Raw genomic sequence first — 25,634 nt, forward strand, 5'->3', positions numbered from 1 at the left:
GCCTCAGGCGGCCAGTGCCCGCTTCACCGTCGAGCGGAGGTCCGCCAGCGAGAACGGCTTGGTCAGCACGTCGAGCACGATGGCATCGAGGCCGCGGGCGCGCTCGCGCTGGTCGGCGAAGCCGGTCATCAGAAGGATGGTGAGGTCCGGATAGTCGCGCTTGGCCGCGAGCGCGAGAGCGATGCCGTCCATCAGCGGCATGCGGATGTCGGTGAGCATCAGGTCGAACTCGCCCGAGGCTTCCGTCAGGCGATCGAGCCCGTCGCTGCCGTCGATCGCCGTCACGACGGCGTGGCCGTCGAGCTCGAGCCCGCGCTTCAGAAATCCGCGGATGGTGTCCTCGTCATCCACGAGGAGGATGCGCGCCATGTTGGCTGCCTCGGCTTCGCTCTCAAATCTGCCGGCCGACCTCGCAAGCGTGGCGACGGACAGTCAAGATTCTTGAGGCCACAGAGTTCCTTGAACCGCAATCCTACGCATTCTTCGGAACACTTTCCGTCAAATCCTCGTGGCCGCCACGCCCGGACGCGGCTGCTCAGGCGCCGCCGAAGAGATCCGGATCGTTGCTTTCGTAGTCGACCAGGCCGACGAAGGGCAGTTGGCGGAAGGCATGGGCCGCGTCCATGCCGTAGCCGACCACGAACACGTCGGGGCAGGTGAAGCCGACGAAATCCGCGTCGATCGTCTCGGAACACTTTCCGTCAAATCCTCGTGGCCGCCACGCCCGGACGCGGCTGCTCAGGCGCCGCCGAAGAGATCCGGATCGTTGCTTTCGTAGTCGACCAGGCCGACGAAGGGCAGTTGGCGGAAGGCATGGGCCGCGTCCATGCCGTAGCCGACCACGAACACGTCGGGGCAGGTGAAGCCGACGAAATCCGCGTCGATCGTCACGGCCCGCTTGCCAGGCTTCTCGAGCAGGACGGTGGTCAGCACCCTTTTGGCGCCGCGGGCCATCAGCAGGTCCTTGGCGAACACAACCGTGCGACCCGATTCAAGGATGTCGTCGACGAGCAGCACGTCGCGCCCGCGAACCTCGCTCTGGACGTCGCGCAGGATCTCGACCTTGCCGGAGGAAATCGTCGCGTCGCGGTAGCTCGACAGATGGACGAACTCCACCTGAGGCGACAGCCCGACCCGGTGCAGCGCGCGCAGCAGGTCGGCGGCGAACATGAAGCTGCCCTTGAGCACCGCCACGACGAGCAGGTTCTCCGGCTTGGCCGCCAGAATCTCCGCGGCCAACTCTTCGTTGCGCCGCGCGATGGTGACTTCGTCGAATAGGACGCGGACGCGCCGAGAAGCAGAGGTCATGCGGGCCTCCGAGTAAGCCTCATGGTCATGCTTCGCCTCATAACACGCGAGCGCGGGGGCGCCACCGGCTCAGTGATGCCCATGCTGCGCGTCCTGCGCGGGAGCGGGCGCGTCGGCCGTGCCGGCATCGGCGAAGCGCACCAAGATCTGGCTGCCCTGCGCGGGCGGCGCCGAGAGGCTGGCGTGGAAGCGGGCCGTCTCGCCCGGTTCCAGGGCGGCGCGGGCGGGCGGCACGATCCAGCGGTAGAGCGATTGGTCGCGCGCGTCGCGCAGCTCGATCTCGAGGGGGGCCAGCGCGACGCGCTCCCGGGCCACCCCGACGAGATTGCCTTCGACCACGAGCTGGACCGGGTTCGTACCCTCGGCCGGATTGCGAAAGGCCGTGACCTCGCGGAAGTCGACGCCGCGCAGGTTCACCGGCAGGCCGATGGCCGAAAACAATCCCGCGCTCTGCGGCATAGCGCGCACGACCGTAGCGCGCCCGAAGGTGGCCAGCGGCAGGATCGCGAATACGACGAGTCCGGCGGCGATGGCCGGCGATGGGCGCGGAATCGAAAAACGCTTGGCTGCCTCAGGCTTGACGGTGCGCGGCGGCGGTGTCGGCTGGTCGATGGTGGTGGGCGCAGGCTCTGCGCCGGCCGCCGGCTCGTCATCGAACGAGACCGTATCCCAGGCGTCGATCTCGTCGGTCTCCCCCGAATCCGGTGCCTCGGGGCCGACGAACCAGGTTTCGCTGCAGGCCGCGCAGCGTACGGAGCGGCCCTCGGCGCCGACGAGGACGCCCTCGATCTCGTACTCGCTCGCGCAGGCCGGGCAGGAGATCAGCATCGCAAATCGATTTGGCACCCTCGGCGGCGGGTTGCCGCGCGCGGAAAAAGGACCGAAACGAGTGTTGCGCGAACAGGGTTAACCGCCCGTGAAACGGCCCCCCGGTCCGGCCGCTTCGATCCTCTCCCGAATCCCGCGCGACGGAGCGAGTCTTGGCAGGCGGAGTGAACGTGACCGGCAGATCGAGGACGGGCAGCCTCCTCTCCGAGAGCGAGGCGCCAGCCGTCCACTTCGAGAATGTCGGCATGCGCTACGGGATGGGACCAGAAGTCCTGTCCGACGTCAGCTTCGAGATCGCGCCACGCTCGTTCCAGTTCCTGACCGGCCCGTCCGGCGCCGGCAAGACCACGCTGCTGCGGCTGATCCTGCTCTCGGTGCGCCCGACGCGGGGGCTGGTCTCGGTGTTCGGCGAAGAGGTGAGCGGCATCTCCAACGAGGCGCTGACGGGCCTGCGCCGGCGCATGGGCGTGGTCTTCCAGGATTTCCGTCTGCTCGACCACCTCACCACCTACGAGAACGTGGCGCTCCCCCTGCGCGTTCAGGGCCGCTCCGAGACGAACTACCGGGCGGAGGTCGTCGAGCTGCTGCGCTGGGTCGGGCTCGGCGAGCGCATGCACGTGCTGCCGCCGCTTCTCTCGGGCGGCGAGAAGCAGCGCGCGGCGATCGCCCGGGCTCTGATCGCCCGGCCCGAGCTGCTGCTCGCCGACGAGCCTACCGGCAATGTCGATCCGAGCCTGGCGCGGCGCCTGCTCCGGCTGTTCATGGAGTTGAACAAGCTCGGCACCTCCGTGTTGATCGCCACCCACGATTTCGGCCTGATGGACCTGATCGACGCGCGCCGGCTGGTGCTCGGGGACGGCCGGCTGCGGATCGAAGAGTGATGGCCGAGACGAGCGCGCCGCGGCGCCCTGCCGCCTCACCGCCTCAGGCGGCCGCCGAGCCGCCGCTGCCGGCGACGCTCCGCCGGAACGCGCCGCTGGTACCGACCGACACTGCCGCGAGCCGGGCGCTCGCCGCGGTGATCGCGATCCTCACCTTCCTCGCCGCCCTCTGCGCCGGCGCCGCCGAGATCGTCGCGACGAGTGCCGGGCAGTGGCAGGGGGCGGTGGCGCAGGAGGTCACCGTCCAGGTCAGGCCCGGTCCCGGCCGCAACATCGATGCGGACGTGACGCGCGCACAGGAGATCACCAAGGCCGTTCCGGGCATCGCCGAGACGCGCATCTTCTCGAAGGCCGAGTCCGAGAGCCTGCTCGAACCCTGGCTCGGCAGCGGCCTCGACCTGTCGGACCTTCCGGTTCCGCGTCTCATCACCGTCAAGCTCGCCTCCAGCCCGGCGCCCGACCTCAAGGCCCTGCGCGAGCAGCTGAGCGAGGCGCTGCCGGGCGTCGCCAGCCTCGACGACCATGCGCTCTGGCTGCAGCGCCTCTCGACCATGGCCAACACCTTCGTCGGCATCGGCGCCGGCATCGTCGCCCTGGTGTTGGCGGCGACGGGCCTTGCCGTCGTCTTCGCCACCCGCGGCGCCATGGCCGGAAACAAGGAAGTCGTGGAGGTGCTGCACTTCGTCGGTGCCAACGACGACTACATCGCCCGCGCTTTCCAGAGCCGCTTCTTCCGGCTCGGGTTGCGCGGAGGAGCCATTGGGGCCGGCGCGGCCCTTCTCGCCTTTGCTTTCGCGGGCGTGCTCGCCCGCCTCTCGCGCTCGGGCCCGGCCGGTGACGAGATCGAGGCCCTGTTCGGCAGTTTCCAGGTCGGCTGGCGCGGCTACGCACTCATCATCGTCATCGGCGTGATCGCCTCCGTGGTGACGGCCGTGGTGTCTCGGATCACGGTGCGCCGCTTCCTCGCCTGATGCCCGCGCTGGCGGCCGGTTCGGTGCAGAAATCCGATTTCCTGAATCCACATCTGGACTTGCGACGATGCGCGCAGATCGCGTTAACCATTCGTAAACCCGTGCGGGAGGAAAATTTCGCCTCTCCACGGCCGCAATCGCGGCTACGCTCGGGAGGATGACCCTGCGTACGCTCACACGGACGCGCGACTTCGCCATCGTCACACCGGTGACGGCCTTGGAGGCCGTCGGCTGGGTATGGCAGAATGACGGTGTGCAGGATCGTCAGTCCCGGGCGGATGACGGCAAACGAGCCATGCCGGCTTCTTCCGCCCCTCGCCCTCTGCTGCGTCTGGTCAAGCGGGTCCTCGCGGGCACGGCCGTTATCGGTGCATTCGCGCTGTTTGCCGGCTTCCTGTTCTTCGTGGCGACGATCGAGCGCATGGAGCGGCGTCCGGGCGGCCGGGCCGACGGCATCGTCGCCCTGACCGGGGGCGCCCAGCGCGTCGGCGATGCGATCGAGCTGCTGGCCAGCGGCTACGGGCAGCGCCTTCTCATTTCCGGGGTCAACGAGCGCACCAGCCGCGACGAGATCGCCCGGCTGAACCCGAGCCAGAGCCGCTGGATCGAGTGCTGCGTCGATCTCGACTACCGGGCGCGTAACACCATCGGCAACGCCATCGAGACCCGGCGCTGGATGCGACGCAATCATTTCGAGACCATCGCGGTGGTGACCTCGAACTACCACATGCCGCGCACGCTGGTCGAAATCGAACACGCGCTCACCGACGGCCAGTCGGTGGTGCCCTATCCGGTGGTCGCGGACGGTCTCGACATCGGCCGCTGGTGGCAGGACCCGGCCGTGGCTCGGCTCGTCGGTGCCGAATACGTCAAGTTTCTCGCCGCCTGGCTGCGCACCCGGCTCGAGGCCGATCCGGAGCAATCGCATTTCGCGGTGCTGATCGGGCGCGGCAAGCCGTCGAAGACCCCGATGAGGATGGTGGCCGAGCCCCACCTGCACGCGGCGAACTGATCGCAGGCCCTCGCTCCTCGGGCGAGGACACGATGCGCGATCTCAGAGCCCCTTGCACTGGTTGCGGACGAGGCCGCTGAACTCGATTTCCTGACCCTGGGTCTGCGCCAGCTTTTCCTTGCGATCCGGCCCCGACAGGCAACGGCCGTAGACGCCGGCGATGCGGCGCATCGTGTCGATATGGCGGCGCCAGACGCGGCACTGGCTGGCCTGATCGTCCCCGGCGCTCTCGAGCTGCTCGCCGGCCTGGCGCTGCATGGAATTCGCCACGAGCACGTCGCGGGCACAGGCCGCGTCGCCTTCGGCGCGCGCGGCGGAAACCGCGGCCATCGTCATCAGACCGATCACCGCGATCCGCGCGATCCCGTGCCTGTTTCGTTCTGCCACGATGCCGTCGTCCTTGCCTCTCACGCCGCTTGGGGCGTGGGTCGATTGGTCAGCAGCGCATAAAGCGCGCTGGCGTCGCGGGCGGTGCGGATGCGTTCCAGTAGGCCCGGCTCGCGCAGGATGCGCGCTACCTGCGCCAAGGCCTTGAGATGGTCGGCCCCGGCATTCTCCGGCGCCAGCAGCAGGAAGACAACGTCAACGGGCTGGCCGTCGAGCGCCTCGAAATCCGTGGGTTTCTCAAGGCGGGCGACCATGCCGAACAGCCGGTCGAGACGGGCGAGCTTGCCGTGGGGGATTGCCACGCCGTCGCCGATTCCAGTCGAACCGAGCCGCTCGCGCTGCAGCAGCGTTTCGAAGACCTCGCGCTCGTCGAGGCTCGGCAACTGGCGGGCGGCCTGCGCGGCCAACTCCAGCAGGATCTGCTTCTTGGCCCGCGCCCTCAGGCCCGGGATCACCGAGTCCGGACTCAGGAATTCCAGAACTGGCATGAAGGATCGCGGCCCATCGACAAGACCCGGGACCGGTAACCCGGTCACGGGTAGGGAGGCCGGCACACGTGCGCCGATCCTCGATCTCCAACCGACCGCCTCGCGACGGCGTTCCAGCGAAATCGGAGGCGAGGCTCCGATCAGGCCCGCTCCGGCGGATCGACCCAGCCGATCGCACCATCGCTGCGTCGATATACGACGTTGATGCGGCCGGTGCCAGCGTGAACGAAGACGACGACCGGCGCGCCGGTGAGATCGAGGCTGGTCACGGCCTCGCTCACCGATTGCCGCCGCAGCGTCTTGGTGCTTTCGGCCACGACCGGCGGATGGGCCTCTTCCTCAGAGTCGAAGTCGTCCTCATCGTCGTCCGGAGGGGCTGCCAGGACCGCGTAGGCCGCCTCGATGTCGGCCGGGCTGCGGCCACCATTGTGGCTCGCCGCGCCGTGGTCCTTGAGCCGGTGCTTGTAGCGGCGCAGGCGCTTCTCGAGCTTGTCCGCGGTCTGGTCGAAGCTCGCATGCGGATCATGGGCCGAGCCCGAGGCTTCGAGCGTCAGTCCCGAGGCGAGATGAACGACGCAGTCGGTGCGGTAGGCGGTGCCGTCTCGTCGGAGGGTGACATGGCCGGTGCAGGAGCCGCTCATGTGGCTGTCGAGATATTTCGAGAGCGTCGCCCCCATCCGATCGTCGACCCGGCTACGCAGCGCCTCGCCGAGGTCGACGCCGTGACCCGTAACCCGCAGACCTGCCATCGACATCTCCGTTTGACCAAAGACGATCAAACTAAGGATGCGTCGGAGGCGAAGTCAACGCGACCGGTCAGCGGGGCCGAGCACCCGGCTCAGGCGCTCAGCTGCGCGCCGGCCTGGGCCGAGCGCTCGCGGCGGCGTTCGATCGACGATGGAATTCGCAAGGATTCCCTGTACTTGGCGACCGTACGGCGGGCGATCTCGATCCCCTCGTCGTGCAGCCTCTGCACCAGCGCATCGTCCGAGAGGACGTCGTTCGCCTCGGCATCGACGAGCTGTTTGATCCGGTAGCGGACGGCCTCGGAGGAATGCGCGGCCGCGCCCGCCGCGCCGGGGATCGCGGCGGTGAAGAAGTATTTCATCTCCAGCGTGCCGCGGCTGGTGCCGATCGACTTGTTGGACGTCACTCGCGAGACCGTCGACTCGTGCATGCCGATCGCTTCGGCCACCGTCTTGAGGTTCAACGGGCGCAGATGCGTGACACCGTGGACGAAGAAGCCGTCCTGCTGGCGCACGATCTCCGTGGCGACCTTGAGGATGGTGCGCGCGCGCTGCTCCAGGGAGCGGGTCAGCCAATTGGCGTTCTGCAGGCATTCCGAGAGGAAGGTCTTGTCGCCGTCGGCCACCGCGCCCTTCGAGACGCGGGCGTAATAGGTCTGGTTGACCAGGACCCGCGGCAGCGCCTCGGAGTTCAGCTCGATCAGCCAGGACCCGTCTGGCGCGGCGCGCACGAACACGTCCGGAACCAGCACCTCGACCGCGCTCGTGCCGAAAGCCCGGCCCGGCTTCGGATCGAGCCGGCGGATCTCGGCCAGCATCTCGACGAGATCCTCGTCGTCGACGCCACAGAGCCGGCGGAGCGCCGGGAAATCACGCTTGGCAACGAGATCGAGCCGCGAAACCAGCGCCTGCATCGCCGGATCGAACCGGTCCTGCTCGCGGAGCTGGATGGCCAGGCATTCGGCGAGGTCACGGGCGGCGACGCCCGGCGGATCGAAGGTCTGAACGAGCTTCAGCATCCGCGCGACCTGGTCGAGGCTCGCACCGAGGCGGTCGGCAACGAGATCGAGCGATTCGCGGCAATAGCCGGCCTCGTCGACCGCATCGATCAGGAAGCCGCCGATCAGCCGGTCCTGCGGGTCGCGGGTGGCGAGGTCGAGCTGGGCGACGAGGTGCTCGCGCAGGGAGATTTCGGCGGTGAGGCTCGCCTCGAAATCGGGGAGTTCGCCGTCGAAGCTACCACCGGTGCTGCCATAGGGAGCCGGTGTCAGCGAGAGCGTGTCGCCTCCGCCCTGCTCGCGCGGCATCGGGGTCTCGTCGGCGAAGACGTTGTCGAGGCGCGTGTCGAGGGCGCCTTCCATGCTGGCCTGATCCGGCGCCGTGTCGCCGTTTAGCCAGGAATCCGCCTCGCCGCGCTCGGTTGCCTCGAACCGCTCGGGCTCCGCTTCGCCGCGATCGGTACCCTCTCCGACGGGATCGCCCTCGATCCGCTCCAGCAGCGGATTGCGCTCCAGCTCGGCATCGACGTAGGCGGCGAGATCGAGATGCGAGAGCTGCAGGAGCTTGATTGCCTGCAGGAGCTGAGGCGTCATTACCAGGGCTTGGCCCTGGCGCATCTCGAGCCGTTGCAGCAGACTCATCGGGAAGCCCGATTCTCCGTTGGCGAGCGATCGAGGTTCAGCCGGTCACGAGGCTGAGTCTCCCATCGGCACAATTCTTGCTTCATCCAGCTCTTCAAGGCTTAGACCCAACTGCATCGCGCGTCAAAGCGTGATCGCGGCCGAATGCCCGAATGCCGCGCGCGGCGGTAAAGCAGCCACAGAGCCAGACCCTGCGACCGCGCGTCAGCCTCGACCGCTGGCTCTCAAGAAAGGGTTTTCGGGATCGCGCCGTCCGGCCATTTGCGCGGGTTTCGGCTCGCGTGGTTCAGCGAGCCTTACCGCGATCGACGTGACTGGCGGTCATCGACCGCGGGCTACCAGGGCGTGAAGCTCAGTTCGCCGAAGTGACGAGGGTCCGCGCCGAACCGGAACGCAGTCTCGATCAATCCGTGGACTTCACCGATCGTCACGAGCCTGGTGTGGGAGCCCTTCCGCTCCACATCCGGAAAATCCATCAGGACGATCCGCAGGTGGCGCGCATCCTCGACCTCGTCGGGAATGCCGGCCTCGAAATAGAACTGCACCGTCCGGTCGCGGTCGTCGATCAGGCCGAGGAAGTTGCCCTCCACGCCGCGCCCGTCCGACCAGAGCCGGCAGGCCTCATCGAGAGCGATCGTCCTGGCCCGATCCGCGGGCAGCGCGTTGCCGCAATCGTTCCAGAACGCCTTCATGTCGTGACTACAGGCGGAAATCTTCGCCGAGATAGAGGCGGCGCGCCTCCGGATTCGCGACGATCTGCTCCGGCGTCCCCTCGGTGAGGATGCGGCCGGAATGGGCGATGTAGGCGCGGTCGATCAGGCCCAGCGTCTCGCGCACGTTGTGGTCGGTGATCAGCACGCCGATGCCGCGGCGCTTGAGATGACCGACGAGATCCTGGATATCGCCCACCGCGATCGGGTCGATGCCGGCAAACGGCTCGTCGAGCAGGATGAAGCTCGGGGATGAGGCCAGGGCCCGGGCGATCTCGCAGCGCCGCCGCTCACCGCCGGACAGTGCGATCGAGGGCGACTTGCGCAGGCGCGCGATGTCGAACTCTTCCAGCAGCGAGTCGAGCTTGCGGGCGCGCTCCTTGCGGTCGGGCTCGGCCACCTCCAGCACGGCGCGGATGTTGTCCTCGACCGTCAGGCCGCGGAAGATCGAGGCTTCCTGCGGCAGGTAGCCGATGCCGAGCCGGGCGCGCTGGTACATCGGCAGGTGGGTGATCTCCATGCCGTCGAGGCTGATATGGCCGCGATCGGCCACCACCAGCCCGGTGATCATGTAGAAGATCGTGGTCTTGCCGGCGCCGTTGGGGCCGAGCAGCCCAACGGCCTCGCCGTTGCGCACCGTGAGCCCGGCTTCATGCACCACCGTGCGTGCGCCGTAGCTCTTGCGCAGGCCGGTGACGTGCAGAATGCCGGGACCGCCGATCCCGTCGTGATCGCCCTGCCGCGTCTCCGCCTCGGGCGGCGCGCTGATGGCCCGATCCTGCCCGCGTCCGAGCAGACGCCGGACGAAGGAGCTCGCCTTCGGAAGGGCACCTTCGCCGGCGCGCAGAGGCAGCACGGCCGGAATGGTCGACAGGCCCGTCACGCTCAGTTCGCCTGCGCCCGCGATTTCGGCCCGGATTTGTCGCCTGCCGGCCGCTCCGGCGCGGGCGCCGCGGCCTCGGCCGGCTTTGGCTTGCCGGCGGTCGCGGGGGGCTGCTGGCAGCCCTTGGAACTCTTCCCGCCACCGTTGGCATCGGGCTTCTCGCCCGGCACGAACATCGCGGAGACGCGGCCGTTGCTGCCCGGGTCCATGTTCGCGCGGCCCGAATCCATGTCGTAGACGAGGCGCGAGCCGCGGGTGACGTTGCGGCACTGGCTGAGCACGACGTTGCCGGTCAGCACGATGCGCCGGGCCACCTGATCGAAGGTGGCGTTGTCGCCGGTGGCGACCTGATCCTTTTGCACGACAGTGACGGGACCGGCGCAGTCGACCTTGCGGATGCCGTTCTCGGCCATCTCGGCCTGACTCTTGCCGGCCGAGTCTTCGCCGCCCTTCGCGTCGTTCTTGCCGCGTTTGTAGAACACCGTGAGCGCCGAGCAGCGAATGGTGGCATCGCCCTGCACGGCGATGACGTTGCCGGCGAAGATCGCTTTGTTTTCCTTGTCGAACACGTCGAGCCGGTCGGCGTCGATCTTGATCGGCTCCTTGCCGCTGCCGCCCAGAGCACCGAGCGCCGAATCGGCCTTGTCCTTTGCCAGGGCCGGCCCCGCCAGCGGACTGAGCGCGAGGCCAAAGGCCAGAGCGAGAGAGATCACGCGCAGGCTCATCGCACGGCCTCCGAGTCCTTCGGCCCTTCCGCGGAGGAGGTGCGCACGCGCTCCGCGGCATCACCGTCCTCGGCGGCCGGCTTCTTGCCGCCCTGGAACTCGGCGTGGACGTTGCCGATGAAGGAGATCACCTTGCCGCTCTCGACCACGTCGAGGCTGTCGGCGGTGACGGAGCCGCTCGGCACCGAGACGGTCACGGTTTCGGAAGACTTCACCGAGCCGGCCTTGAAGTCGACGGAGGCGGATTTGAGCCGGGCCTCCTCGCCCTTGTCGGTCCAGAGGCGGATGTTCTCGTGCAGCGTCAGGGATTCCTTGCTCGAATCGAACAGCCCGCCCTTCGCCTCGAGATAAGCGAGGCCGCCCTTGTCGTCGGTGGCGATGTGGCCCTTCATGGCCTGGAGCTCGATCAGCGAGGGCTTCCGCACGTCCTGGAGCGCGGAATCGGCCGTTACCTCGTAGCCGCGCTCGCCCTTCTTGAAGCCGGATAGCTTCGGGTTCTCCATCGTCACCTTGGTGCCCTGCACGCTGATCGGGCCGACGCTGACGTTGGGGATGCTGCCCGCGAACGGGTTCCAGACCACCGCCGCGATGGCGAAGATGGCGACGCCCGCCATAACCGGGATGACCCGGCGCAACACCCGGACGCGTGCCGAATGACGCACGGCGCGGCCATGCGCCTGCGTGCGACGGGCATTCTCGTTTGCCGCGCCCGCGTGCATCTCGATGGTGTCGGCCACCTGCATCGGCTTCCTGAGAGGCTCCGTCCGGGGGGTGCGTCCTCTCCCACACCGACGGGTCGGGGCACGATCAGGGCAATGCCGACGGGCGGTGGCGAAGTTATGGCCTTCGCGATGGGCCATAATCAATGTCGGCAAAGTGCGCGGAAGCACATCCGCGCGTCACTGTGTGTTTCGTGACGCCGACGTGCAGCGGCTAGGTATGCGCGAAGATGTCGGCCTCGGCCCAGCCGGCGAGGTCGAGCCGGGCGCGGGTCGGCAGGAAATCGAAGCAGGCCTGGGCGAGATCGGTGCGGCCCTCGCGGGCGAGCATCGTGTTCAGCCGGTCGCGCGCGGCGTGGAGATAGAGAACGTCGGAGGCCGCGTAATCGAGCTGGGCCTGGCTCAGTGTCTCGGCGCCCCAATCCGAGGATTGCTGCTGCTTGGACAGCTCGACGCCGACCATCTCGCGGACCACGTCCTTGAGGCCGTGCCGGTCGGTATAGGTGCGCGCCAGCTTGGAGGCGATCTTGGTGCAGTAGACCGGACCCGGCATCACGCCCAGCGCCCGGTAGAGCACCGCGAGATCGAACCGCGCGAAGTGGAAGATCGTCTGGACGGCAGGGTCGGCGAGGACGCGTTTGAGATGGACCGGCTCGGGGCCGCCGGGCACGATCTGCACGACCTCGGCATTGCCGTCGCCGCGCGAGATCTGCACGACGCAGAGCCGGTCGCGATGCGGGTTGAGGCCGAGCGTCTCGGTGTCGATGGCGATGGCGGGGCCGGGATCGAAATCGGCGGGCAGGTCGCCGCGATGCAGTCGGATGGTCGGCTGGGCAGGCATGATCGATCGACGGTCGCTGGCGCGCGGCATGCGCATCCCGAGCGCCTATCACCCAGGGGAGCGACCGGACAAGTCTTGTAGCAGACGCCCGCGCGGGGATTTCGTGTAGCAGACGCCCGCGCGGGGATTTCGTGCCCCGCGCGGAAAGAGGATGATCGCAGACTACTTCTGCTTGGCGATGATCTGATCCTTGATCCCCGCATAGACGCCCTCGGGGATGATCTTCTTCTGCACCAGCTCGTCCTTGCCCTTGTAGGGGCGGCCCTTGACGATCGCGGCCGAGCGGACGTCGCCGATGCCCTTGAGCTTGCTCAGCTCTTCGGCGGTGGCGCTGTTCAGGTCGAGCAGCGGAGCCTTTGCGTCGGCGGCCGGGGCGGCGGGCGCAGCCTTCATCATCGCCGAAGGCGGAGCCTTCGCCGGAGGCGTGGCAGGGGCGGCGGACTGGGCGAGGACGGGCGTGGCGGCGAGGCAGGCCAGGACGGCCAGCGAGCGGATGGCAGACGAAATCATGATGGTCTCCCGACGGCGGGCATAGGGACGCCGCGCCGAACCATGCCGATTTAGGCGGCTGTGCTTGAACCGCGTTTGAACGAAACGCCCAGTCGCCGTCGCCGCGATGTAACCGAATGCCCGGCCGCTCCGTATGGGTTGCAAGGAGCCGCCCCGGCTCGCCCCGAGCCTGCTGGAGAGCCCCGTGAACGCGATCGTCCGTACCTTCATCGACGGCCCGGAGCGCCTGTCCCGCCCGCTGGTTTTCCTCGGACCGCTCGCGGCGCGTCTCGTCGTTGGCTGGGTTTTCCTCTGGAGCGGTTGGACGAAGCTCCACAACCTGCCGCAGATGATTCAGAACTTCTCGGATTGGGGCATCCCGTTTCCGGAGATCATGACGCCGTTCGTCTCGGGCGTAGAATTCGTCGGTGGCCTGTTGCTGTTGCTCGGCCTCTTCACCCGGATCGCGGGGCCAACCCTCGTTATCGTGATGATCGTGGCCGTCGTCTCGGCCAAGCTCGACCAGATTGATTCTCTCGAGACGTTGCTCGGCTTCGAGGAAGTTTCCTACATGGCCCTATTCGGTTGGCTCGGCGTCGCAGGCCCCGGCCCGGTCTCGCTCGACTACCTGTTGCAGCGCATGGCCGGCTCCAAGACGGCTGCGGATTCGGCCGCGCATCTTCACGCGGACCCATCTAGCCAGTCGGAGCCTGCGCGGGTATAAGCCGCGCCTCGAACCCCGAATTCCATTCGCGGTGCCGGCTTTCCGCCTCGACGAAGGTGGATCGCCAAGGCGCCGCTTTTTGCCTTGAGAAAACCCGATGGCCGTTCCGAAGCGTAAAACCTCCCCCTCCCGGCGCGGCATGCGCCGCTCGGCCGACGCCCTCAAGGCGCCGACCTATGTCGAGGACAAGGATTCGGGCGAGCTGCGCCGTCCGCACCACATTGACCTGAAGACCGGCATGTATCGCGGTCGCCAGGTTCTCAAGGTGAAGTCGGCCGAGGCCTGATCAGGCTCGATTGGAAGCCGGTGCGTTACGCGCACCGCTTCCCGCCGAAGGCGCCGGCCGCCCGCGCATAGAGCTCCGCTGCCGCCCGCGTCCGTTCCGAGCGCGCCACACGCAGCGCCGGATCCGTATCGACGATCAGCTGTGCCAGGAAGCCCGCCATCGGCCTGCCCGCTGCGAAGCGTCGAGCGGGCTCATCCGTGCCGTCCTGCGAATGGACGACGACGAGCGCGCGGCACTGAGTGTCCGCTGCTCTCTGCTCTTCCGTCCCACCCTGGCCCATGGCCGTCGCCTCTGCGCGCTGCATAGAGACAACTGCGCAAGGTCGAGGCCAGCCGCAAGGATTCTTTAGGTATCCTTGCGAAAAGGTTACCGGCCCGCCCGCCTACTTCTTGGCGAGAGCGTCAAGCCTAGCCTGCATCTCGAGCATCTGACGCTTCAGATCGTCGAAATCCGAAGCGGCCGGGCTGGCCGCGGCGGCCTGCGCTGCGGTGGCGTCGGGCTTCGCGCCGGTGGCGGCGAAGCTGCCGGTGAACATCTTCATGGCATCGCCGAAGAAGCTCATATTGGTGCGCACCTGCTCCTGCAGGGCCTGCTGGAAGGCGCCAGGCCCGAAGCTCTGGAAGCTCTGCGCGAACTTCTCCCGCAAGCCGTCCTGGTCCTTGGCGAAATTCGTCATGGAGAATTCGAGGAAGCTCGGCACCATGATCCGCATGCTGTCGCCATAGAAGCGGATCAGCTGGCGCAGGAATTCCACCGGCAGCAGATTGTCCTCGCCGGCCTTGTTCTCCTGCTCGAAGATGATCTGCGTCAGCACCGAGCGGGTGATGTCGTCGCCGGAGCGCGCGTCGTAAACGACGAAGTTCTCGCCGCTCTGCACCATGCCCGCGAGATCTTCGAGGGTGACATAGGTCGAGGTGCCGGTGTGATAGAGCCGGCGATTGGCGTATTTCTTGATGACGGTCTGGTGAGACTTGCCGCTCTCCGCCATCCCCGCGGCACTCCCCGCTCCGTTCGCCATGGCGCGCATCGACCCGTTGCCTCAAAAAATTGGCGGGCCTGCACCGGCTTTCCCGCAATGCGGAACCTTAAGGCACTCTCGGGGCGGCGAAAACAGCAAACTCGCCGACTCTCCCGCACAATATCGCTGAGTTCGAATTGTATTCAATTCGACTGCCGCTTCTGCCCGCAAGTCTCCTTGACATCGTAGAGACGAAGCCCTTTTTCCTCAGGGATTGGCAGGCGCCTCGATACTCGAAGCAAGACGCGCCGCGATGAGGAGACAATCGAGATGGCAAGCGAAGATATCGTCATCGTCGGAGCGGCCCGGACCCCGGTGGGTTCGTTCGCGGGTGCGTTCGGCTCGATGCCGGCCCACGAGCTCGGTGCGATCGCGATCAAGGCCGCGCTCGAGCGCGCCAAGGTCTCGCCCGACGAGGTCGACGAGGTGATCTTCGGCCAGGTCCTCACCGCCGCCGCCGGCCAGAACCCGGCTCGCCAGGCCGCCATGGCCGCCGGTATCCCGGAGAAGGCGACGGCCTGGGGCCTCAATCAGGTCTGTGGCTCGGGCCTGCGCACCGTCGCAGTCGGCATGCAGCAGATCGCCAGCGGCGATGCCAAGATCATCGTCGCGGGTGGCCAGGAATCCATGTCGCTCTCCCCGCATGCGCAGTATCTGCGCGGCGGCCAGAAGATGGGCGACCTCAAGCTCGTCGACACCATGATCAAGGACGGCCTGTGGGATGCCTTCAACGGCTACCACATGGGCCAGACCGCCGAGAACGTCGCTCAGGCCTTCCAGCTCACCCGCGAGGACCAGGACAAGTTCGCCACCGCCTCGCAGAACAAGGCCGAGGCCGCCCGCAAGGAGGGCCGCTTCAAGGAGGAGATCGTCCCGGTCACCGTGAAGGGCCGCAAGGGTGACACCATCGTCGAGGACGACGAGTACATCCGTGACGGCGCCACCATCGAAGCGATGGCCAAGCTCAAGCCGGCCTTCTCGAAGGAAGGCACCGTGACCGCCGCCAACGCCTCCGGCCTCAATGACGGCGCCGCGGCGCTGGTGCTGATGTCGGCCTCCGAGGCCGAAAAGCGCGGCCTCACTCCGCTCGCCAAGATCGTGTCCTGGGCCACCGCCGGCGTCGACCCGAAGATCATGGGCACGGGTCCGATCCCGGCCTCTCGCAAGGCCCTCGAGAAGGCTGGCTGGAAGCCGTCCGACCTCGACCTGATCGAGGCGAACGAGGCCTTCGCCGCGCAGGCGCTCGCCGTGAACAAGGACATGGGCTGGGACACCAATAAGGTGAACGTCAATGGCGGCGCCATCGCCATCGGCCACCCGATCGGTGCCTCCGGCGCCCGCGTGCTCATCACCCTGCTGCACGAGCTCAAGCGCCGCGACGCCAAGAAGGGCCTCGCCACGCTCTGCATCGGCGGCGGCATGGGCGTCGCGATGTGCGTCGAGCGGCCCTGAGCCGGCTCGCAGGAGGAGGCTTCGGCCTCCTCCACGCATCAAAGAAAAATTGATGCAAAACGCTTTGAGGCCCGCTGAAATTTAAATGCCGTGCCAACGGCAGTGGTCCCGGGCAAGAGATCGGCAGCTCTTGGCGCACGTGGCGCAGCGGGCAAGTCCGACGAATTCAATCAAAAACGACGGAGGAAACCATGGCTAGTGGACGCGTCGCCCTCGTGACGGGCGGAACGCGCGGCATCGGCGCCGCCATCTCGAAGGGCCTTCAGGCCAAGGGCTACAAGGTCGCCGCCAATTACGGCGGCAACGACGAGGCCGCCAACGCCTTCAAGGCCGAGACCGGCATCCCCGTCTTCAAGTTCGACGTCGGCGATTACGCCGCCTGCGAGGCCGGCATCAAGCAGATCGAGGCCGAGGTCGGCCCGGTCGACATCCTCGTGAACAATGCCGGCATCACCCGCGACGGCGCGTTCCATAAGATGAGCTTCGAGAAATGGCAGGCGGTCATCAAGACCAATCTCGACTCTGCCTTTACCGTCACGCGCCCGCTGATCGAGGGCATGCGCGAGCGTAAGTTCGGCCGCATCATCCTGATCTCGTCGATCAACGGCCAGAAGGGCCAGGCCGGCCAGACCAATTACTCGGCTGCCAAGGCCGGCGTGATCGGCTTCGCCAAGGCACTCGCCCAGGAGAGCGCTTCGAAGGGCATCACGGTCAACGTGATCGCGCCGGGCTACATCGCCACCGACATGGTGATGGCGGTCGCCGAGGACATCCGGAACAAGATCATCTCGACGATCCCGGTCGGCCGACTCGGCGAGGCGGAAGAAATCGCTCGCGCGGTGGAGTACCTCGCCGACGATTCCTCGGGCTTCATCACCGGCTCGACGCTCACCATCAACGGCGCGCAGTATATTACCTGATGTGAGTTGCCCCTGAGCGCAGAGCGCTCAGGGGCGTCCGCCGCACGCGCGGCGGCGCGCAGTCGCGCTTGCCTACGCGCTCCGCGCTTCGGGGCCTATCGAGCCGTCATTGCTTCGCTGCGCTGGCAATAACGGTGATTAGCCGTTGTCGACCTTGATGAAATCGATGAAGGCTCGCAGCGGCGGCGGCATGTGCTGCCTCTGGGCGTAGTAGAGGCGTGGCCCCGAGAACGGCGGCAGCCAGTCTTCGAGCAGCGGCACCAGTGCGCCCGTCGCCAAGCCCTCTGCCAGATACTCCTCGAACGTGCAGATCAACCCCAGCCCGGCGATGGCCGCCTGAGCTTCCAGCTCGGCTGACGTTGCGATGAGCTGCCCGGACGGCACGATCCGTATCGTCTCCCCATCCCTCTCGAACTCCCATTGGGCGGTCACCCGGCTGGCGAAGCGATGCCGGATGCAGGCATGGGCCAGCAGGTCGCGCGGGTGCTCGGGTACGCCCCGCGCCGCGAGATAAGCCGGTGAGGCTGCCAGCACGTAGCGCTGCATGCGCGGGCCGATCGGCACTGCGACCATGTCCCGCTCGACGCTCTCCTCGTAACGGATGCCGGCGTCGAATCCTTCGGCAAGGACATCAATGAAGCTGTCGTTGTTCTCGACCTCCAGGCTGATCCTCGGATGGGCCAGTAGGAAACGGCTCACGATCGAGGGCAGGATGTGGCGAGCGACGACGGTCGGCGCGTTGAGCCGCAGTGTTCCCGCCGGGACATCGGGTGAGCCGTTCACGGCTTCGAGCGCGCTGCCGATCTCGCGGATGGCCGGGGCGATACGTTCGAGGAGCTGGGCTCCTGCTTCGGTTGGCGTCACGCTGCGTGTCGTGCGGTTGAGGAGGCGCGAGCCGAGCCGTGCCTCAAGCCGGCGCAGGGCCTCGCTGAGCGCGGAGGCCGACATGCCTTTCAGCCTGGCCGCTCCTCGAAAGCTGCGGGCGCGGGCGACGGCGACGAATGCGTCGAGATCCGCGAGATCGGGATCGGGCATTGTGCGAAATTCCGGACAAGGCGTGCGGCTGAGGCCGGCTTATCGCACGACTGGCCTCGATGCATATCCGCTGCAACGGCTCATGGAGGCATGAGCCAGCGGAGAACGATCATGAAGCACAGGCAACTCGGCAAGACCGGCCCCGGGGTCTCGGCCCTCGGGCTCGGAGCGATGGGCATGTCGGATCTCTACGGGCCGTCCGACCGGGCGGAGAGCATCGCGACGGTCCACGCCGCGCTCGAAGCCGGGATGACGCTGATCGATACCGGCGACTTCTACGGCATGGGGCATAACGAGATGCTCATCGGCGAGGCCCTGAAGGGGCGCCGCGACGAGGCGCAGATCAGCGTGAAGTTCGGCGCCCTGCGCAACGCCGGCGGCGGCTGGAGCGGTTACGACGCGCGTCCCTTGGCCGTGAAGAATTTCCTCGCCTACACGCTGCAGCGGCTCGGCACCGACCACATCGATATCTACCGCCCGGCCCGGGTCGATCCGAACGTGCCGATCGAGGAGACGATCGGCGCCATCGCCGAAGAGGTGAAGGCCGGCCGCGTCAGGCATATCGGTTTGTCGGAAGCCGGATCCGAGACGATCCGGCGTGCGGCCGCCGTCCACCCGATCAGCGACCTGCAGATCGAGTACTCGCTGATCTCGCGCGGCATCGAGGACGACATCCTCGCCACGTGTCGTGAACTCGGCATCGGCATCACGGCCTACGGCGTGCTCTCGCGCGGCTTGATCAGTGGGCACTGGCAGAAGGGACAGGGCCAGGGCGACTTCCGTGGCATGAGCCCCCGCTTCCAGGGTGAGAACCTCGATGCGAATCTCGCCCTCGTCGAGGCTCTCCGCGCGATCGCCGAGGCGAAAGGTGTCAGTGTCGCGCAGGTCGCCATCGCCTGGGTCGCTGCGCAGGGTGAGGACATCGTGCCCCTGGTCGGGGCGAGGCGCCGGGATCGGCTGCAGGAAGCCCTCGGCGCCGTCGCGTTCAGCCTGAGCGCCGAGGATCTCGCGGCGATCGAGGGGGCCGTACCGAAGGGCGCCGCAGCAGGCTCGCGCTACCCCGCCGCGCAGATGGGCCATCTCGATAGCGAGAGGCCGCGCGGCTGATTCATCACTGGCGCGGCATCGGGCGCCAGTCCGGCGGCGCCATCTCGAAACCGGCGAAGTCGAAGCCGGGCGAGACGGTGCAGCCGACCAGCGTCCAGGCGCCGAGGCTCGCCGCCGTCTGCCAGTGACCGGCCGGCACGACGAGCTGGGGGCGCTGGCGGCGCAGGATGTCGGGGCCGAGATGGTGAGCCTCGGCATCGTGCCCGTTGCCGCTCATGGTGATGACCATCGGCGCGCCGGCATACCAGTGCCAGATCTCGGCGGCGTCGACCCGGTGCCAGGCCGAGACCTCACCGACGTCGAGCAGGTAGTAGATCGCCGTGCCGACCGAGCGCCCCTCGATCGTGCGGGGATCACGGAACGTCTCGCGATAATGGCCGCCTTCCGGGTGCGGCTTCAGGCCGAGGGTCGCGATCACCTCGATGACGCTGAGCCCCTCGATCATCGGCGATCCTCCCATTCCGGCACCAGCCAGCCCCTGTAATGCACCAGGAGCCCGACGAGGGGCAGGAGCAGGGCGACATCGAAACTGAAGCGACCGTGCTCGTCCACACGTTCGCTCGCCCGCGTCGCCGGACTCAGGGATCGCGGCAGTGGCAGGGGGCCGAGCCGCCAGCCCGTGACCGTCATGTCGAGGCCCTGCGCATGGGCGTTCACCGCGAGATCCATCGAGAACGGGCCGAAGCGCTCTCGAAACAGGCTGCGCCCCTCGCCGCCTGGCGCAAGGCTCATCACACTCGAGAAGCGTTCGCTGCCGAAGCGCCGCGTCCAGAGTTCGGTGCCTCTTTCCGGCCGGATCGTCACGCGCACCGGGCAGGCCGTCGTCGTGTGCGGCAGCCGAAAAAAGGTCGCGAGCAAGCCGACGGCGAGCCCGCTGCCTCGCGTCACCTCGGCCTCGCCCGCGAAGGTCAGTCCGCCAGTCGCGCCATGCAGCACGCGGATCGGGGCCGGCATCGCGGCGAAGCCGGCCCCGATAGCCCGCTCGAATAGGGGCTGGGGATGCCAGACATCAACGCGGCTCTCGATCCGTAGCCGGCGCATTTCAGCCTCGATTGCGGCGAGGGGCAGCAATCCGACACAAGCGCGTGCGCCGGACGGAACCGGAGCCGCGGCCGGATCGGCCATGCGCCGGATCGCCGCCAGGGCCGGCAACGTCGGCACGGAGGGACCGTCCCCCGCCTGTGCCACAAGGCTCCACGTTGCCTGGATCGGTCGGTCGTCGCGGTCCCGTCCCAGCGCCTCGACGACCATGCCGCCGCGATCGCTGCCGAAGCGGTCGAGCGCACCGGCCATGGCGAGGAAAGGCCGAGCGAAGGGAATCAGCGAGGGCAGAAGCCGCAGCCGCACCGGCAGGCTGGCGAGCCAGAGGCCGAGATGCAGGAGGCTCAATTCGAGCCCGGCGCGAAACACGACGCTGCGTGCCTGGGGCCATCGCGCCGGCACGATGTCGAGGTCGGGAGTTTCGCAGAGCGCCGCCCAACGGCGGCCGAGACCGGGAACGCCGATGCGCGTCAGCAATCCCCACCCGGGCCGTTGCTCCCACGCCCCGTCGCGAAACACGCGGACCGGCTGCCCGGCATAGGACAGGATCGCCCGCATCACCGAGAGCCCGCGCGGCGCGCGATTGCCCGGCACGATCGCCACGGAGACGGCCTCGACGCGGCGCCAGCCGGCGGTCAGGGCATCGAGCGCGGCGTTCGAGAGGGCCGGCGTCGAGCTGGCGCCCGTCAGTGCGGCGACACCGGCAGCCCGCGCCTCTCCGTCGAGCCGGTCGAAATCCGCGACGAAATCGCGGGCGTCGGCGAGGTCGAGATACGGCAGTCCGGCCGCGATGGCCGCGCGTGCGAGACGAGGCTCCGTACCCTGGAACGGGCCGGCCGCATCGACGACGAGGCGCAGGCAGAGTGCCGTCAGCGTTTCCGAGGTGACCGCGGCCGCATCGAGCCGGACGGCCCGCACCCGGCCGGCCGGGTGAAGCCGCGCCGTCGCCTCCGCCTTGCCGAGGTCGCGACCCGCGACGACCACCGGAACCGTCGTCGTCGCGACGAGGCCGGCGACGAGACGCGAGCCGAAGGCGCCGCTTCCACCGACGACCAGCACGGCCGGCTCGCGGGAAACGTCGCTCACTCGGAGATGGCGCCCTGCGGGATGTTGAACTGGCGCGGCGGCGCGGCGGTGCGGCCGGCTGGCGCCGTCCCACCGGCAGCTGCGCCGGCCGGCTCCTTGCGCGGCGCCTTCGGCTTCTTCTCTTTCTTCGCGTCTTTCTTGGCGACCGGCACAGGAGCCGCCTTGGCGGCAGGAGCGGTGCCGCATTCCTTGAAGCGCATCTGTGCGAGCGGTGCGTTCGCGTCCGACACGATCTCGAAGGAATCCGGAAGGGTGCCGAGCTGGGCATCCCAGCGGACCGGGCCGCCGAGCAGGCTCTCAAGCGCAGCCGGGGACGCCCCGCGGCGCAGTGAGGCGAGATCGCGGCCATAGGCGGTGGCGATCTTGTCGCCGATCACGAGCTGGACGACGCGGGTCACGTCCGGAGTCAACGGCCGAAGCGGGTTGTCGACCGTCACGGCACCGGTCCGGGTCACCCAGACCGAGAACTCCTTGGGCCCGTCATAGAGCACCGACTGGCCGGGGTCGCAGGCCACGGGAGGGCCGGAAACCGCTGCCGGGGTAGGAGGCGCTGCAGGCAGCAGCGGCGGCACGGCAGCCGCTCCCTGCGGCTCGCCGCCTCCGGTGCGAAGCGGCGGCTTGCCGGCATCAGGCTGCTCCGCTTGGGGTGCGGGTTTGGGCTTCGGTTTGGGTTTCGGGCGCGGCTTCGGATTCGCGGGCTTGGGCTGTGTCTGCTCGCCGGCCGGCGGAGAGGCGGCCTCCGGCTCCTGCGCCATGGCCCTTGCGGCCAGCAGCAGGGACGCCGCGACCAGCGCGGCCTTCAGGGGAACGCGCGCGATCATCGTCCCAGGCGCCCGCGCGATGCCTTCGGGTTCGTCCTCGATGGGCCGTCGATGAGCTTGGCTTCGATCATCTCCGCCTCGACGGATGTCGCATCGATCAGGTGACCGTCGCTCTCCCGGACCTCGGTCCAGTCGGCGTCGACGATCGGCTGGCTGCGGTCGATCGGGCTGCGCGGGGGCGGGCGCAGACTCCGGATCAGGAAATCCTCGCCGCCCTCGGCAAGGTCATCCTCCCGTTGCATCCGCAAGGGAGGACGGCGCGATCGTGCGGAAATCGCCGAGGCGAAGGCCAAGGCGAGACCGGCAACCGCAACCGCGCCGAGGATCAAGAGCGTTTCCATGGCCGCGATCAGCGTTACCCCACCTCGCCGGCCGTTGCACCCGCAGATCGTCGCAGGAAGCGTGGCCGCCATAGAGGAACGGTCCTTGCGTCGCAGGCCCGACGATGAGAACACCGCCGCCCCACGATGCGCGGGGCCGGCCGGAGCGGATGGGATGATCCGATGCCACTCGACGACCGCCTCGGGCGTGCCCCCTCTCTCGGCGAAGATCCGGTGACCGTGATGCGCGACGATCGCCCCACCATGCGCACGCCCTCCGTCACCGCGGAGGCGCTGGAAGCCGAGCTCTTGGAGCTGGTGGCGCAATCGCGCGCCCAGTCCGCCGACGATCCCTTCCGCAATCCGGTGCTCGCCGTGACGCTCGCGATCACGCGCCGTTTCGACCGCGAGGAGATCGGCGAGGATGATCTCGACGCGCTGTTCCAGAGCCTCCGTCGACATGCCCTTGACGAGCGGGCGGGCAGGCTGCGCGCCTATGTCGGCCTCGGACCGGATGCCGCCTCCGGCGCCGAGGCGGACCTCGCCGGGCGCCTCGTGGCGGGAATCGCGAGGCGCGAGGGCGACCTGAAGGTGTTTCGTGATCTGGTCGGGCGCACCGCCTTCGCGGCGGTCTTCACCGCGCATCCCACCTTCGGCATGCCGAAAGCCGTCGCGGCGACCCTTGCCGAGGCCGCCTCGACGACGGATCGAAACGCCCGCTCCGCGCTCGTCGAGAATGCGGCCGGTCTGTCGTCACGGCCGGATGCGAGCATCAGCCTGGACGACGAGTTCGAGCAGGCCTGCATCGCGGCTAATCACGGCCGGAGCGCCCTCGACCTGTTCAACGGTGCGCTCCTCGACGCCGCCCGCGAGCGCTGGCCCGACCGCTGGACCGAGATCGTCCCCAAGCCCCTCGCCATCGCCTCCTGGGTCGGCTGCGACACCGACGGCCGAACGGATATCGGCTGGTGGGACACGCTGCGGTACCGCCTGATCTCCAAGCGCATGCAGCTCGACCGCGTCATGCGTGACCTGCCCGACGTGCCCGCGACGAAGGTCGTGCGTGAGCTGACGGCCGGCGCCCTCGATTCCGTAAAGCGCCAGCTCGCCGGCGCGCCGCTGCTCGGCACCAAGCCCTCGCTCGAAGCCGTGCATCGCTTCGCGCTGGCTCTGATCATCGAGCGGGAGCGCGCGCAGGTGGATTCCGGCCCGCTGCTCGCCGGTCTCACCGCGGCGATCAGTGCCGCCGAGACCGACGAGGACCGGCGCGCCATCGCAGTGCTGCGCTCCGGCATCGCGGCGCATGGCTTGTCCAACGCCCTTCCGCATTTCCGGCTGAACGCCAGCCAGGTCCACAACGCGGTGCGCCGTGTGATCGACCTCGAAGGCGAGCCGACCGACACCGCGCACCGCCGCTCGCATCTCTCGACGATCAACACGCTGCTCAACGACGTGCAGCCGGTCGTGGTGGATTTCGGCGCGCTCGCCGCCGAACGCGCCTCGGCCGCACGACTGATGATGACGATCGCGCAGATCCTGAAACACGTCGACGGCACGCACCCCGTCCGCTTCCTGATCGCCGAGACCGAGACCGGCTACACCCTGCTCTCCGCGCTTTGGCTGGCGCGCCATTACGGCATCGCCGACCGGCTCGAGATCACGCCGCTCTTCGAGACCGCGAGCGCCCTCGAACAGGGTATCCGCGTCCTCGACGATGCGCTGCGCAACCCGCATTGGCGCCGCCATCTCAAGCGGCTCGGCCGGCTCTGCGTGCAGTTCGGCTACTCGGATTCAGGTCGCTACGTCGGCCAGCTCGCGGCGACCTTCTGGATCGAGCGACTGCGCCTGCGCATCACCGAGCTGATGGTGCAGAACGAGCTGACCGACGTCGAGCTCGTGATCTTCGACACCCATGGCGAGTCGATCGGCCGCGGTGCCCATCCGGCCAGCCTCGCAGACCGCCTCGCCTATCTCGCCCCCGAGGGCGCCCGCGAGAAGAACCAGGCCGACGGGATCAAGGTGCGGCTCGAATCGAGCTTCCAGGGCTCGGACGGCTACCTGATGTTCGGCTCGGCGGAGCTTGCCAGCGCCAGCGTCGCCCGCATCGCCGAGCATGTCTTCGCCGACGAACTGAGCGACGAGGACGCCTTCGCCGACTACGTCATGAACGATGCGCCGCGGGCCGGCGGCGCGGGCCGCGATCCGATCTACGCGGAGGCCGACTTTGCCGCCGAGTTCTTCCGGGCTGCGCGCCAGTCCATGGAAGAGTTGGTCGAGGATCCGGGCTATGCCGCGCTCCTCGGCACTTTCGGGCCGGGGCTGATCGACAAGACCGGCTCACGTCCTGCGGCACGCCAGTCCGACAGCGGCGGCCCTGTGATGATCACGCATCCGCGCCAGCTCAGGGCGATCCCCAACAACGCGATCCTGCACCAGCTCGGGTTTCTGGCGAACTCCCTGCACGGCATCGGCCGCGCGGCCTCGCGCTCGCCGGATCTCTTCCGGCTGATGCGGGAGGAATCGGTGCGGTTCTCGCGGGCTTTCCGTCTCGTCCAGCATGCGGCGAGCGTCGGCGATCTCGACGTGCTGCGCGCCTATATCGACACCCTCGATCCGGCGGTCTGGCTGGAGCGGGCGCGGCGCACCCGCCGTGACGCACGGCGCGACGAACTGATCGTCGTCGCCGGTGCGCTCGAACGCCTCAACCTCGCCCCGGACCTGCGCCGGTTGTTCGGGCGGCTGACCACCGACTGGCTCTCGCTGCAGACCGCCGCCCCCGACCTCGCCACGATGCCGGTGCGGCTGACCCTGCTCCACGCGATCCGGCTCGCCCTGATCCACCGGATCTGGTTCCTGGCCGTGCACATCCCGAGCTTCCGGCCGCAATCGGGGATCACGCGCGAGGCGCTGCTGGAGCGCTTCCTGCGCCTCGACATCGACGGCTGCCTCACTCTGCTCGACGAGGTATTTCCGATCACCCCGGACCCAACGCTCGGCCTGAATTTCGGCGAGCCACCCGGCCCGCGTGACGTCGGCACCTACGAGGCCGAGCACGCCACGCTGTTCCAGCCGATGCGCCGGCTGTTCCTGCGGGTGCGGGAGATCTCAGGCATGATCCAGCATGAGGTCGGAGCGTTCGGGTGACCATCATCACCCGTCATTCCGGGCCGCCGTAGGCGAACCCGGAATCCACCCG

Annotated in this window: 29 protein-coding genes and 1 pseudogene; 9 read left to right on the top strand and 21 right to left on the bottom strand. The window is 68.2% G+C overall.

What is annotated here, in order from left to right; all coding sequences use genetic code 11:
• Nucleotides 1-3: 3 nt before the first annotated feature.
• The 4 genes and pseudogenes from GGR33_RS01305 to GGR33_RS01320 all read right to left on the bottom strand — a co-directional run bounded on the left by GGR33_RS01305 (nucleotide 4) and on the right by GGR33_RS01320 (nucleotide 2,136).
• A complete protein-coding gene (locus GGR33_RS01305; RefSeq protein WP_183501575.1) occupies nucleotides 4-369 on the bottom strand; it encodes a response regulator in 366 nt (121 codons plus the stop codon).
• Between the two features lie 166 nt (nucleotides 370-535).
• Nucleotides 536-700: pseudogene (locus GGR33_RS01310) on the bottom strand (hypoxanthine phosphoribosyltransferase); the annotation flags it as partial.
• Nucleotides 701-738: 38 nt separating this feature from the next.
• Nucleotides 739-1,308, bottom strand: a complete 570-nt coding sequence (gene hpt, locus GGR33_RS01315; RefSeq protein WP_183501576.1) for a hypoxanthine phosphoribosyltransferase — start codon at nucleotides 1,306-1,308, stop codon at nucleotides 739-741.
• 69 nt (nucleotides 1,309-1,377) lie between these two features.
• Nucleotides 1,378-2,136: a zinc-ribbon domain-containing protein gene (locus GGR33_RS01320; RefSeq protein ID WP_183501577.1), complete on the bottom strand. Its 759-nt coding sequence runs from the start codon at nucleotides 2,134-2,136 to the stop codon at nucleotides 1,378-1,380.
• Nucleotides 2,137-2,381: 245 nt separating this feature from the next.
• Between GGR33_RS01320 and ftsE the strand changes: the two genes are divergently transcribed.
• The 3 genes from ftsE to GGR33_RS01335 all read left to right on the top strand — a co-directional run bounded on the left by ftsE (nucleotide 2,382) and on the right by GGR33_RS01335 (nucleotide 5,000).
• Entirely contained in the window at nucleotides 2,382-3,017 is a 636-nt protein-coding gene (ftsE, locus tag GGR33_RS01325) for a cell division ATP-binding protein FtsE (protein ID WP_233382934.1), read from the top strand.
• Nucleotides 3,017-3,988 carry a cell division protein FtsX gene (locus GGR33_RS01330; RefSeq protein ID WP_183501579.1) on the top strand — a complete coding sequence of 324 codons (972 nt, stop codon included), beginning with the start codon at nucleotides 3,017-3,019 and terminating at the stop codon, nucleotides 3,986-3,988. Before ftsE ends, GGR33_RS01330 begins: the two co-directional genes overlap by 1 nt.
• Nucleotides 3,989-4,145: 157 nt before the next feature.
• Nucleotides 4,146-5,000: a YdcF family protein gene (locus GGR33_RS01335; protein ID WP_425488724.1), complete on the top strand. Its 855-nt coding sequence runs from the start codon at nucleotides 4,146-4,148 to the stop codon at nucleotides 4,998-5,000.
• 42 nt (nucleotides 5,001-5,042) lie between these two features.
• On the opposite strand, the gene GGR33_RS01340 is transcribed toward GGR33_RS01335, so the two are convergent.
• The 10 genes from GGR33_RS01340 to GGR33_RS01385 form a co-directional block, all read right to left on the bottom strand.
• Nucleotides 5,043-5,336 (bottom strand): hypothetical protein, encoded by a 294-nt coding sequence (locus tag GGR33_RS01340; RefSeq protein ID WP_183502117.1) that lies wholly within the window; start codon nucleotides 5,334-5,336, stop codon nucleotides 5,043-5,045.
• Nucleotides 5,337-5,407: 71 nt separating this feature from the next.
• A complete protein-coding gene (gene ptsN, locus GGR33_RS01345) occupies nucleotides 5,408-5,875 on the bottom strand; it encodes a PTS IIA-like nitrogen regulatory protein PtsN (RefSeq protein ID WP_183501580.1) in 468 nt (155 codons plus the stop codon).
• A 140-nt stretch (nucleotides 5,876-6,015) separates the two neighbouring features.
• A complete protein-coding gene (gene hpf / locus GGR33_RS01350; RefSeq protein ID WP_183501581.1) occupies nucleotides 6,016-6,624 on the bottom strand; it encodes a ribosome hibernation-promoting factor, HPF/YfiA family in 609 nt (202 codons plus the stop codon).
• A gap of 89 nt (nucleotides 6,625-6,713) precedes the next feature.
• Nucleotides 6,714-8,261: an RNA polymerase factor sigma-54 gene (gene rpoN / locus GGR33_RS01355; RefSeq protein ID WP_183501582.1), complete on the bottom strand. Its 1,548-nt coding sequence runs from the start codon at nucleotides 8,259-8,261 to the stop codon at nucleotides 6,714-6,716.
• A 335-nt stretch (nucleotides 8,262-8,596) separates the two neighbouring features.
• Nucleotides 8,597-8,953: an ATP--guanido phosphotransferase gene (locus tag GGR33_RS01360; protein WP_183501583.1), complete on the bottom strand. Its 357-nt coding sequence runs from the start codon at nucleotides 8,951-8,953 to the stop codon at nucleotides 8,597-8,599.
• A gap of 7 nt (nucleotides 8,954-8,960) precedes the next feature.
• On the bottom strand, nucleotides 8,961-9,836 hold the full coding sequence (lptB, locus tag GGR33_RS01365) for an LPS export ABC transporter ATP-binding protein (protein ID WP_183502119.1): 876 nt from the start codon (nucleotides 9,834-9,836) through the stop codon (nucleotides 8,961-8,963).
• 20 nt (nucleotides 9,837-9,856) lie between these two features.
• Nucleotides 9,857-10,579 carry an LptA/OstA family protein gene (locus tag GGR33_RS01370; protein WP_183501584.1) on the bottom strand — a complete coding sequence of 241 codons (723 nt, stop codon included), beginning with the start codon at nucleotides 10,577-10,579 and terminating at the stop codon, nucleotides 9,857-9,859.
• Complete coding sequence (locus GGR33_RS01375; protein WP_183501585.1) at nucleotides 10,576-11,322, bottom strand: lipopolysaccharide-assembly, LptC-related protein; 747 nt, start codon at nucleotides 11,320-11,322, stop codon at nucleotides 10,576-10,578. Before GGR33_RS01375 ends, GGR33_RS01370 begins: the two co-directional genes overlap by 4 nt.
• A gap of 190 nt (nucleotides 11,323-11,512) precedes the next feature.
• The gene (locus GGR33_RS01380) at nucleotides 11,513-12,139 is read right to left on the bottom strand and encodes a ribonuclease D (RefSeq protein ID WP_183501586.1); all 627 of its coding nucleotides are present in this window, start codon (nucleotides 12,137-12,139) and stop codon (nucleotides 11,513-11,515) included.
• 162 nt (nucleotides 12,140-12,301) lie between these two features.
• Entirely contained in the window at nucleotides 12,302-12,649 is a 348-nt protein-coding gene (locus tag GGR33_RS01385) for a ComEA family DNA-binding protein (RefSeq protein WP_183501587.1), read from the bottom strand.
• Between the two features lie 184 nt (nucleotides 12,650-12,833).
• On the opposite strand from GGR33_RS01385, the gene GGR33_RS01390 reads away from it, so the two are divergent.
• Nucleotides 12,834-13,352: a DoxX family protein gene (locus GGR33_RS01390; protein WP_284212012.1), complete on the top strand. Its 519-nt coding sequence runs from the start codon at nucleotides 12,834-12,836 to the stop codon at nucleotides 13,350-13,352.
• A gap of 97 nt (nucleotides 13,353-13,449) precedes the next feature.
• Nucleotides 13,450-13,638, top strand: a complete 189-nt coding sequence (rpmF, locus tag GGR33_RS01395; RefSeq protein ID WP_003601373.1) for a 50S ribosomal protein L32 — start codon at nucleotides 13,450-13,452, stop codon at nucleotides 13,636-13,638.
• A gap of 25 nt (nucleotides 13,639-13,663) precedes the next feature.
• On the opposite strand, the gene GGR33_RS01400 is transcribed toward rpmF, so the two are convergent.
• Nucleotides 13,664-13,942, bottom strand: coding sequence for a hypothetical protein (locus GGR33_RS01400; RefSeq protein ID WP_246412706.1), 279 nt, complete (start codon nucleotides 13,940-13,942; stop codon nucleotides 13,664-13,666).
• Between the two features lie 78 nt (nucleotides 13,943-14,020).
• Entirely contained in the window at nucleotides 14,021-14,626 is a 606-nt protein-coding gene (gene phaR, locus GGR33_RS01405) for a polyhydroxyalkanoate synthesis repressor PhaR (protein ID WP_183502121.1), read from the bottom strand.
• A gap of 300 nt (nucleotides 14,627-14,926) precedes the next feature.
• Here phaR and GGR33_RS01410 point away from each other — a divergent pair, with 300 nt between their 5' ends.
• Together GGR33_RS01410 and phbB are read left to right on the top strand one after the other, a co-directional pair.
• On the top strand, nucleotides 14,927-16,108 hold the full coding sequence (locus GGR33_RS01410) for an acetyl-CoA C-acetyltransferase (RefSeq protein ID WP_183501590.1): 1,182 nt from the start codon (nucleotides 14,927-14,929) through the stop codon (nucleotides 16,106-16,108).
• Between the two features lie 191 nt (nucleotides 16,109-16,299).
• Nucleotides 16,300-17,028 (top strand): acetoacetyl-CoA reductase, encoded by a 729-nt coding sequence (gene phbB / locus GGR33_RS01415; protein WP_183501591.1) that lies wholly within the window; start codon nucleotides 16,300-16,302, stop codon nucleotides 17,026-17,028.
• 138 nt (nucleotides 17,029-17,166) lie between these two features.
• On the opposite strand, the gene GGR33_RS01420 is transcribed toward phbB, so the two are convergent.
• Complete coding sequence (locus GGR33_RS01420) at nucleotides 17,167-18,063, bottom strand: LysR family transcriptional regulator (protein ID WP_183501592.1); 897 nt, start codon at nucleotides 18,061-18,063, stop codon at nucleotides 17,167-17,169.
• Nucleotides 18,064-18,174: 111 nt separating this feature from the next.
• Here GGR33_RS01420 and GGR33_RS01425 point away from each other — a divergent pair, with 111 nt between their 5' ends.
• Nucleotides 18,175-19,170, top strand: a complete 996-nt coding sequence (locus GGR33_RS01425) for an aldo/keto reductase (RefSeq protein ID WP_183501593.1) — start codon at nucleotides 18,175-18,177, stop codon at nucleotides 19,168-19,170.
• 4 nt (nucleotides 19,171-19,174) lie between these two features.
• On the opposite strand, the gene GGR33_RS01430 is transcribed toward GGR33_RS01425, so the two are convergent.
• The 4 genes from GGR33_RS01430 to GGR33_RS01445 are packed head-to-tail and all read right to left on the bottom strand — an operon-like array spanning nucleotide 19,175 to nucleotide 22,411.
• Nucleotides 19,175-19,615, bottom strand: coding sequence for a cupin domain-containing protein (locus GGR33_RS01430; RefSeq protein WP_183501594.1), 441 nt, complete (start codon nucleotides 19,613-19,615; stop codon nucleotides 19,175-19,177).
• On the bottom strand, nucleotides 19,612-21,297 hold the full coding sequence (locus GGR33_RS01435) for a DUF4166 domain-containing protein (protein ID WP_343068367.1): 1,686 nt from the start codon (nucleotides 21,295-21,297) through the stop codon (nucleotides 19,612-19,614). The genes GGR33_RS01430 and GGR33_RS01435 overlap by 4 nt, the downstream gene beginning before the upstream one ends.
• On the bottom strand, nucleotides 21,294-22,118 hold the full coding sequence (locus GGR33_RS01440) for a hypothetical protein (RefSeq protein WP_183501595.1): 825 nt from the start codon (nucleotides 22,116-22,118) through the stop codon (nucleotides 21,294-21,296). Before GGR33_RS01440 ends, GGR33_RS01435 begins: the two co-directional genes overlap by 4 nt.
• Nucleotides 22,115-22,411 carry a hypothetical protein gene (locus GGR33_RS01445; RefSeq protein ID WP_210301799.1) on the bottom strand — a complete coding sequence of 99 codons (297 nt, stop codon included), beginning with the start codon at nucleotides 22,409-22,411 and terminating at the stop codon, nucleotides 22,115-22,117. Before GGR33_RS01445 ends, GGR33_RS01440 begins: the two co-directional genes overlap by 4 nt.
• 270 nt (nucleotides 22,412-22,681) lie before the next feature.
• On the opposite strand from GGR33_RS01445, the gene GGR33_RS01450 reads away from it, so the two are divergent.
• Nucleotides 22,682-25,582, top strand: a complete 2,901-nt coding sequence (locus GGR33_RS01450; protein WP_425488738.1) for a phosphoenolpyruvate carboxylase — start codon at nucleotides 22,682-22,684, stop codon at nucleotides 25,580-25,582.
• The last annotated feature ends 52 nt before the right edge of the window (nucleotides 25,583-25,634 follow it).

The organism is Methylobacterium brachythecii, assembly GCF_014196345.1.
In the GTDB taxonomy this organism is placed as follows: domain Bacteria; phylum Pseudomonadota; class Alphaproteobacteria; order Rhizobiales; family Beijerinckiaceae; genus Methylobacterium; species Methylobacterium brachythecii.

Coding starts and splice junctions, on each gene's coding strand:
- ftsE (WP_233382934.1), top strand. CDS start 2,382: ATGCGCTACGGGATGGGACCAGAAGTCCTGTCCGACGTCAGCTTCGAG.
- GGR33_RS01360 (WP_183501583.1), bottom strand. CDS start 8,953: ATGAAGGCGTTCTGGAACGATTGCGGCAACGCGCTGCCCGCGGATCGG.
- GGR33_RS01420 (WP_183501592.1), bottom strand. CDS start 18,063: ATGCCCGATCCCGATCTCGCGGATCTCGACGCATTCGTCGCCGTCGCC.
- GGR33_RS01330 (WP_183501579.1), top strand. CDS start 3,017: ATGGCCGAGACGAGCGCGCCGCGGCGCCCTGCCGCCTCACCGCCTCAG.
- GGR33_RS01450 (WP_425488738.1), top strand. CDS start 22,682: ATGCGCGACGATCGCCCCACCATGCGCACGCCCTCCGTCACCGCGGAG.
- GGR33_RS01305 (WP_183501575.1), bottom strand. CDS start 369: ATGGCGCGCATCCTCCTCGTGGATGACGAGGACACCATCCGCGGATTT.
- ptsN (WP_183501580.1), bottom strand. CDS start 5,875: ATGCCAGTTCTGGAATTCCTGAGTCCGGACTCGGTGATCCCGGGCCTG.
- phaR (WP_183502121.1), bottom strand. CDS start 14,626: ATGGCGGAGAGCGGCAAGTCTCACCAGACCGTCATCAAGAAATACGCC.
- hpf (WP_183501581.1), bottom strand. CDS start 6,624: ATGGCAGGTCTGCGGGTTACGGGTCACGGCGTCGACCTCGGCGAGGCG.
- GGR33_RS01380 (WP_183501586.1), bottom strand. CDS start 12,139: ATGCCTGCCCAGCCGACCATCCGACTGCATCGCGGCGACCTGCCCGCC.
- GGR33_RS01425 (WP_183501593.1), top strand. CDS start 18,175: ATGAAGCACAGGCAACTCGGCAAGACCGGCCCCGGGGTCTCGGCCCTC.
- GGR33_RS01375 (WP_183501585.1), bottom strand. CDS start 11,322: ATGCAGGTGGCCGACACCATCGAGATGCACGCGGGCGCGGCAAACGAG.
- rpmF (WP_003601373.1), top strand. CDS start 13,450: ATGGCCGTTCCGAAGCGTAAAACCTCCCCCTCCCGGCGCGGCATGCGC.
- GGR33_RS01430 (WP_183501594.1), bottom strand. CDS start 19,615: ATGATCGAGGGGCTCAGCGTCATCGAGGTGATCGCGACCCTCGGCCTG.
- GGR33_RS01320 (WP_183501577.1), bottom strand. CDS start 2,136: ATGCTGATCTCCTGCCCGGCCTGCGCGAGCGAGTACGAGATCGAGGGC.
- GGR33_RS01335 (WP_425488724.1), top strand. CDS start 4,146: ATGACCCTGCGTACGCTCACACGGACGCGCGACTTCGCCATCGTCACA.
- GGR33_RS01370 (WP_183501584.1), bottom strand. CDS start 10,579: ATGAGCCTGCGCGTGATCTCTCTCGCTCTGGCCTTTGGCCTCGCGCTC.
- phbB (WP_183501591.1), top strand. CDS start 16,300: ATGGCTAGTGGACGCGTCGCCCTCGTGACGGGCGGAACGCGCGGCATC.
- GGR33_RS01400 (WP_246412706.1), bottom strand. CDS start 13,942: ATGCAGCGCGCAGAGGCGACGGCCATGGGCCAGGGTGGGACGGAAGAG.
- hpt (WP_183501576.1), bottom strand. CDS start 1,308: ATGACCTCTGCTTCTCGGCGCGTCCGCGTCCTATTCGACGAAGTCACC.
- GGR33_RS01440 (WP_183501595.1), bottom strand. CDS start 22,118: ATGATCGCGCGCGTTCCCCTGAAGGCCGCGCTGGTCGCGGCGTCCCTG.
- rpoN (WP_183501582.1), bottom strand. CDS start 8,261: ATGAGTCTGCTGCAACGGCTCGAGATGCGCCAGGGCCAAGCCCTGGTA.
- GGR33_RS01410 (WP_183501590.1), top strand. CDS start 14,927: ATGGCAAGCGAAGATATCGTCATCGTCGGAGCGGCCCGGACCCCGGTG.
- GGR33_RS01340 (WP_183502117.1), bottom strand. CDS start 5,336: ATGACGATGGCCGCGGTTTCCGCCGCGCGCGCCGAAGGCGACGCGGCC.
- GGR33_RS01385 (WP_183501587.1), bottom strand. CDS start 12,649: ATGATTTCGTCTGCCATCCGCTCGCTGGCCGTCCTGGCCTGCCTCGCC.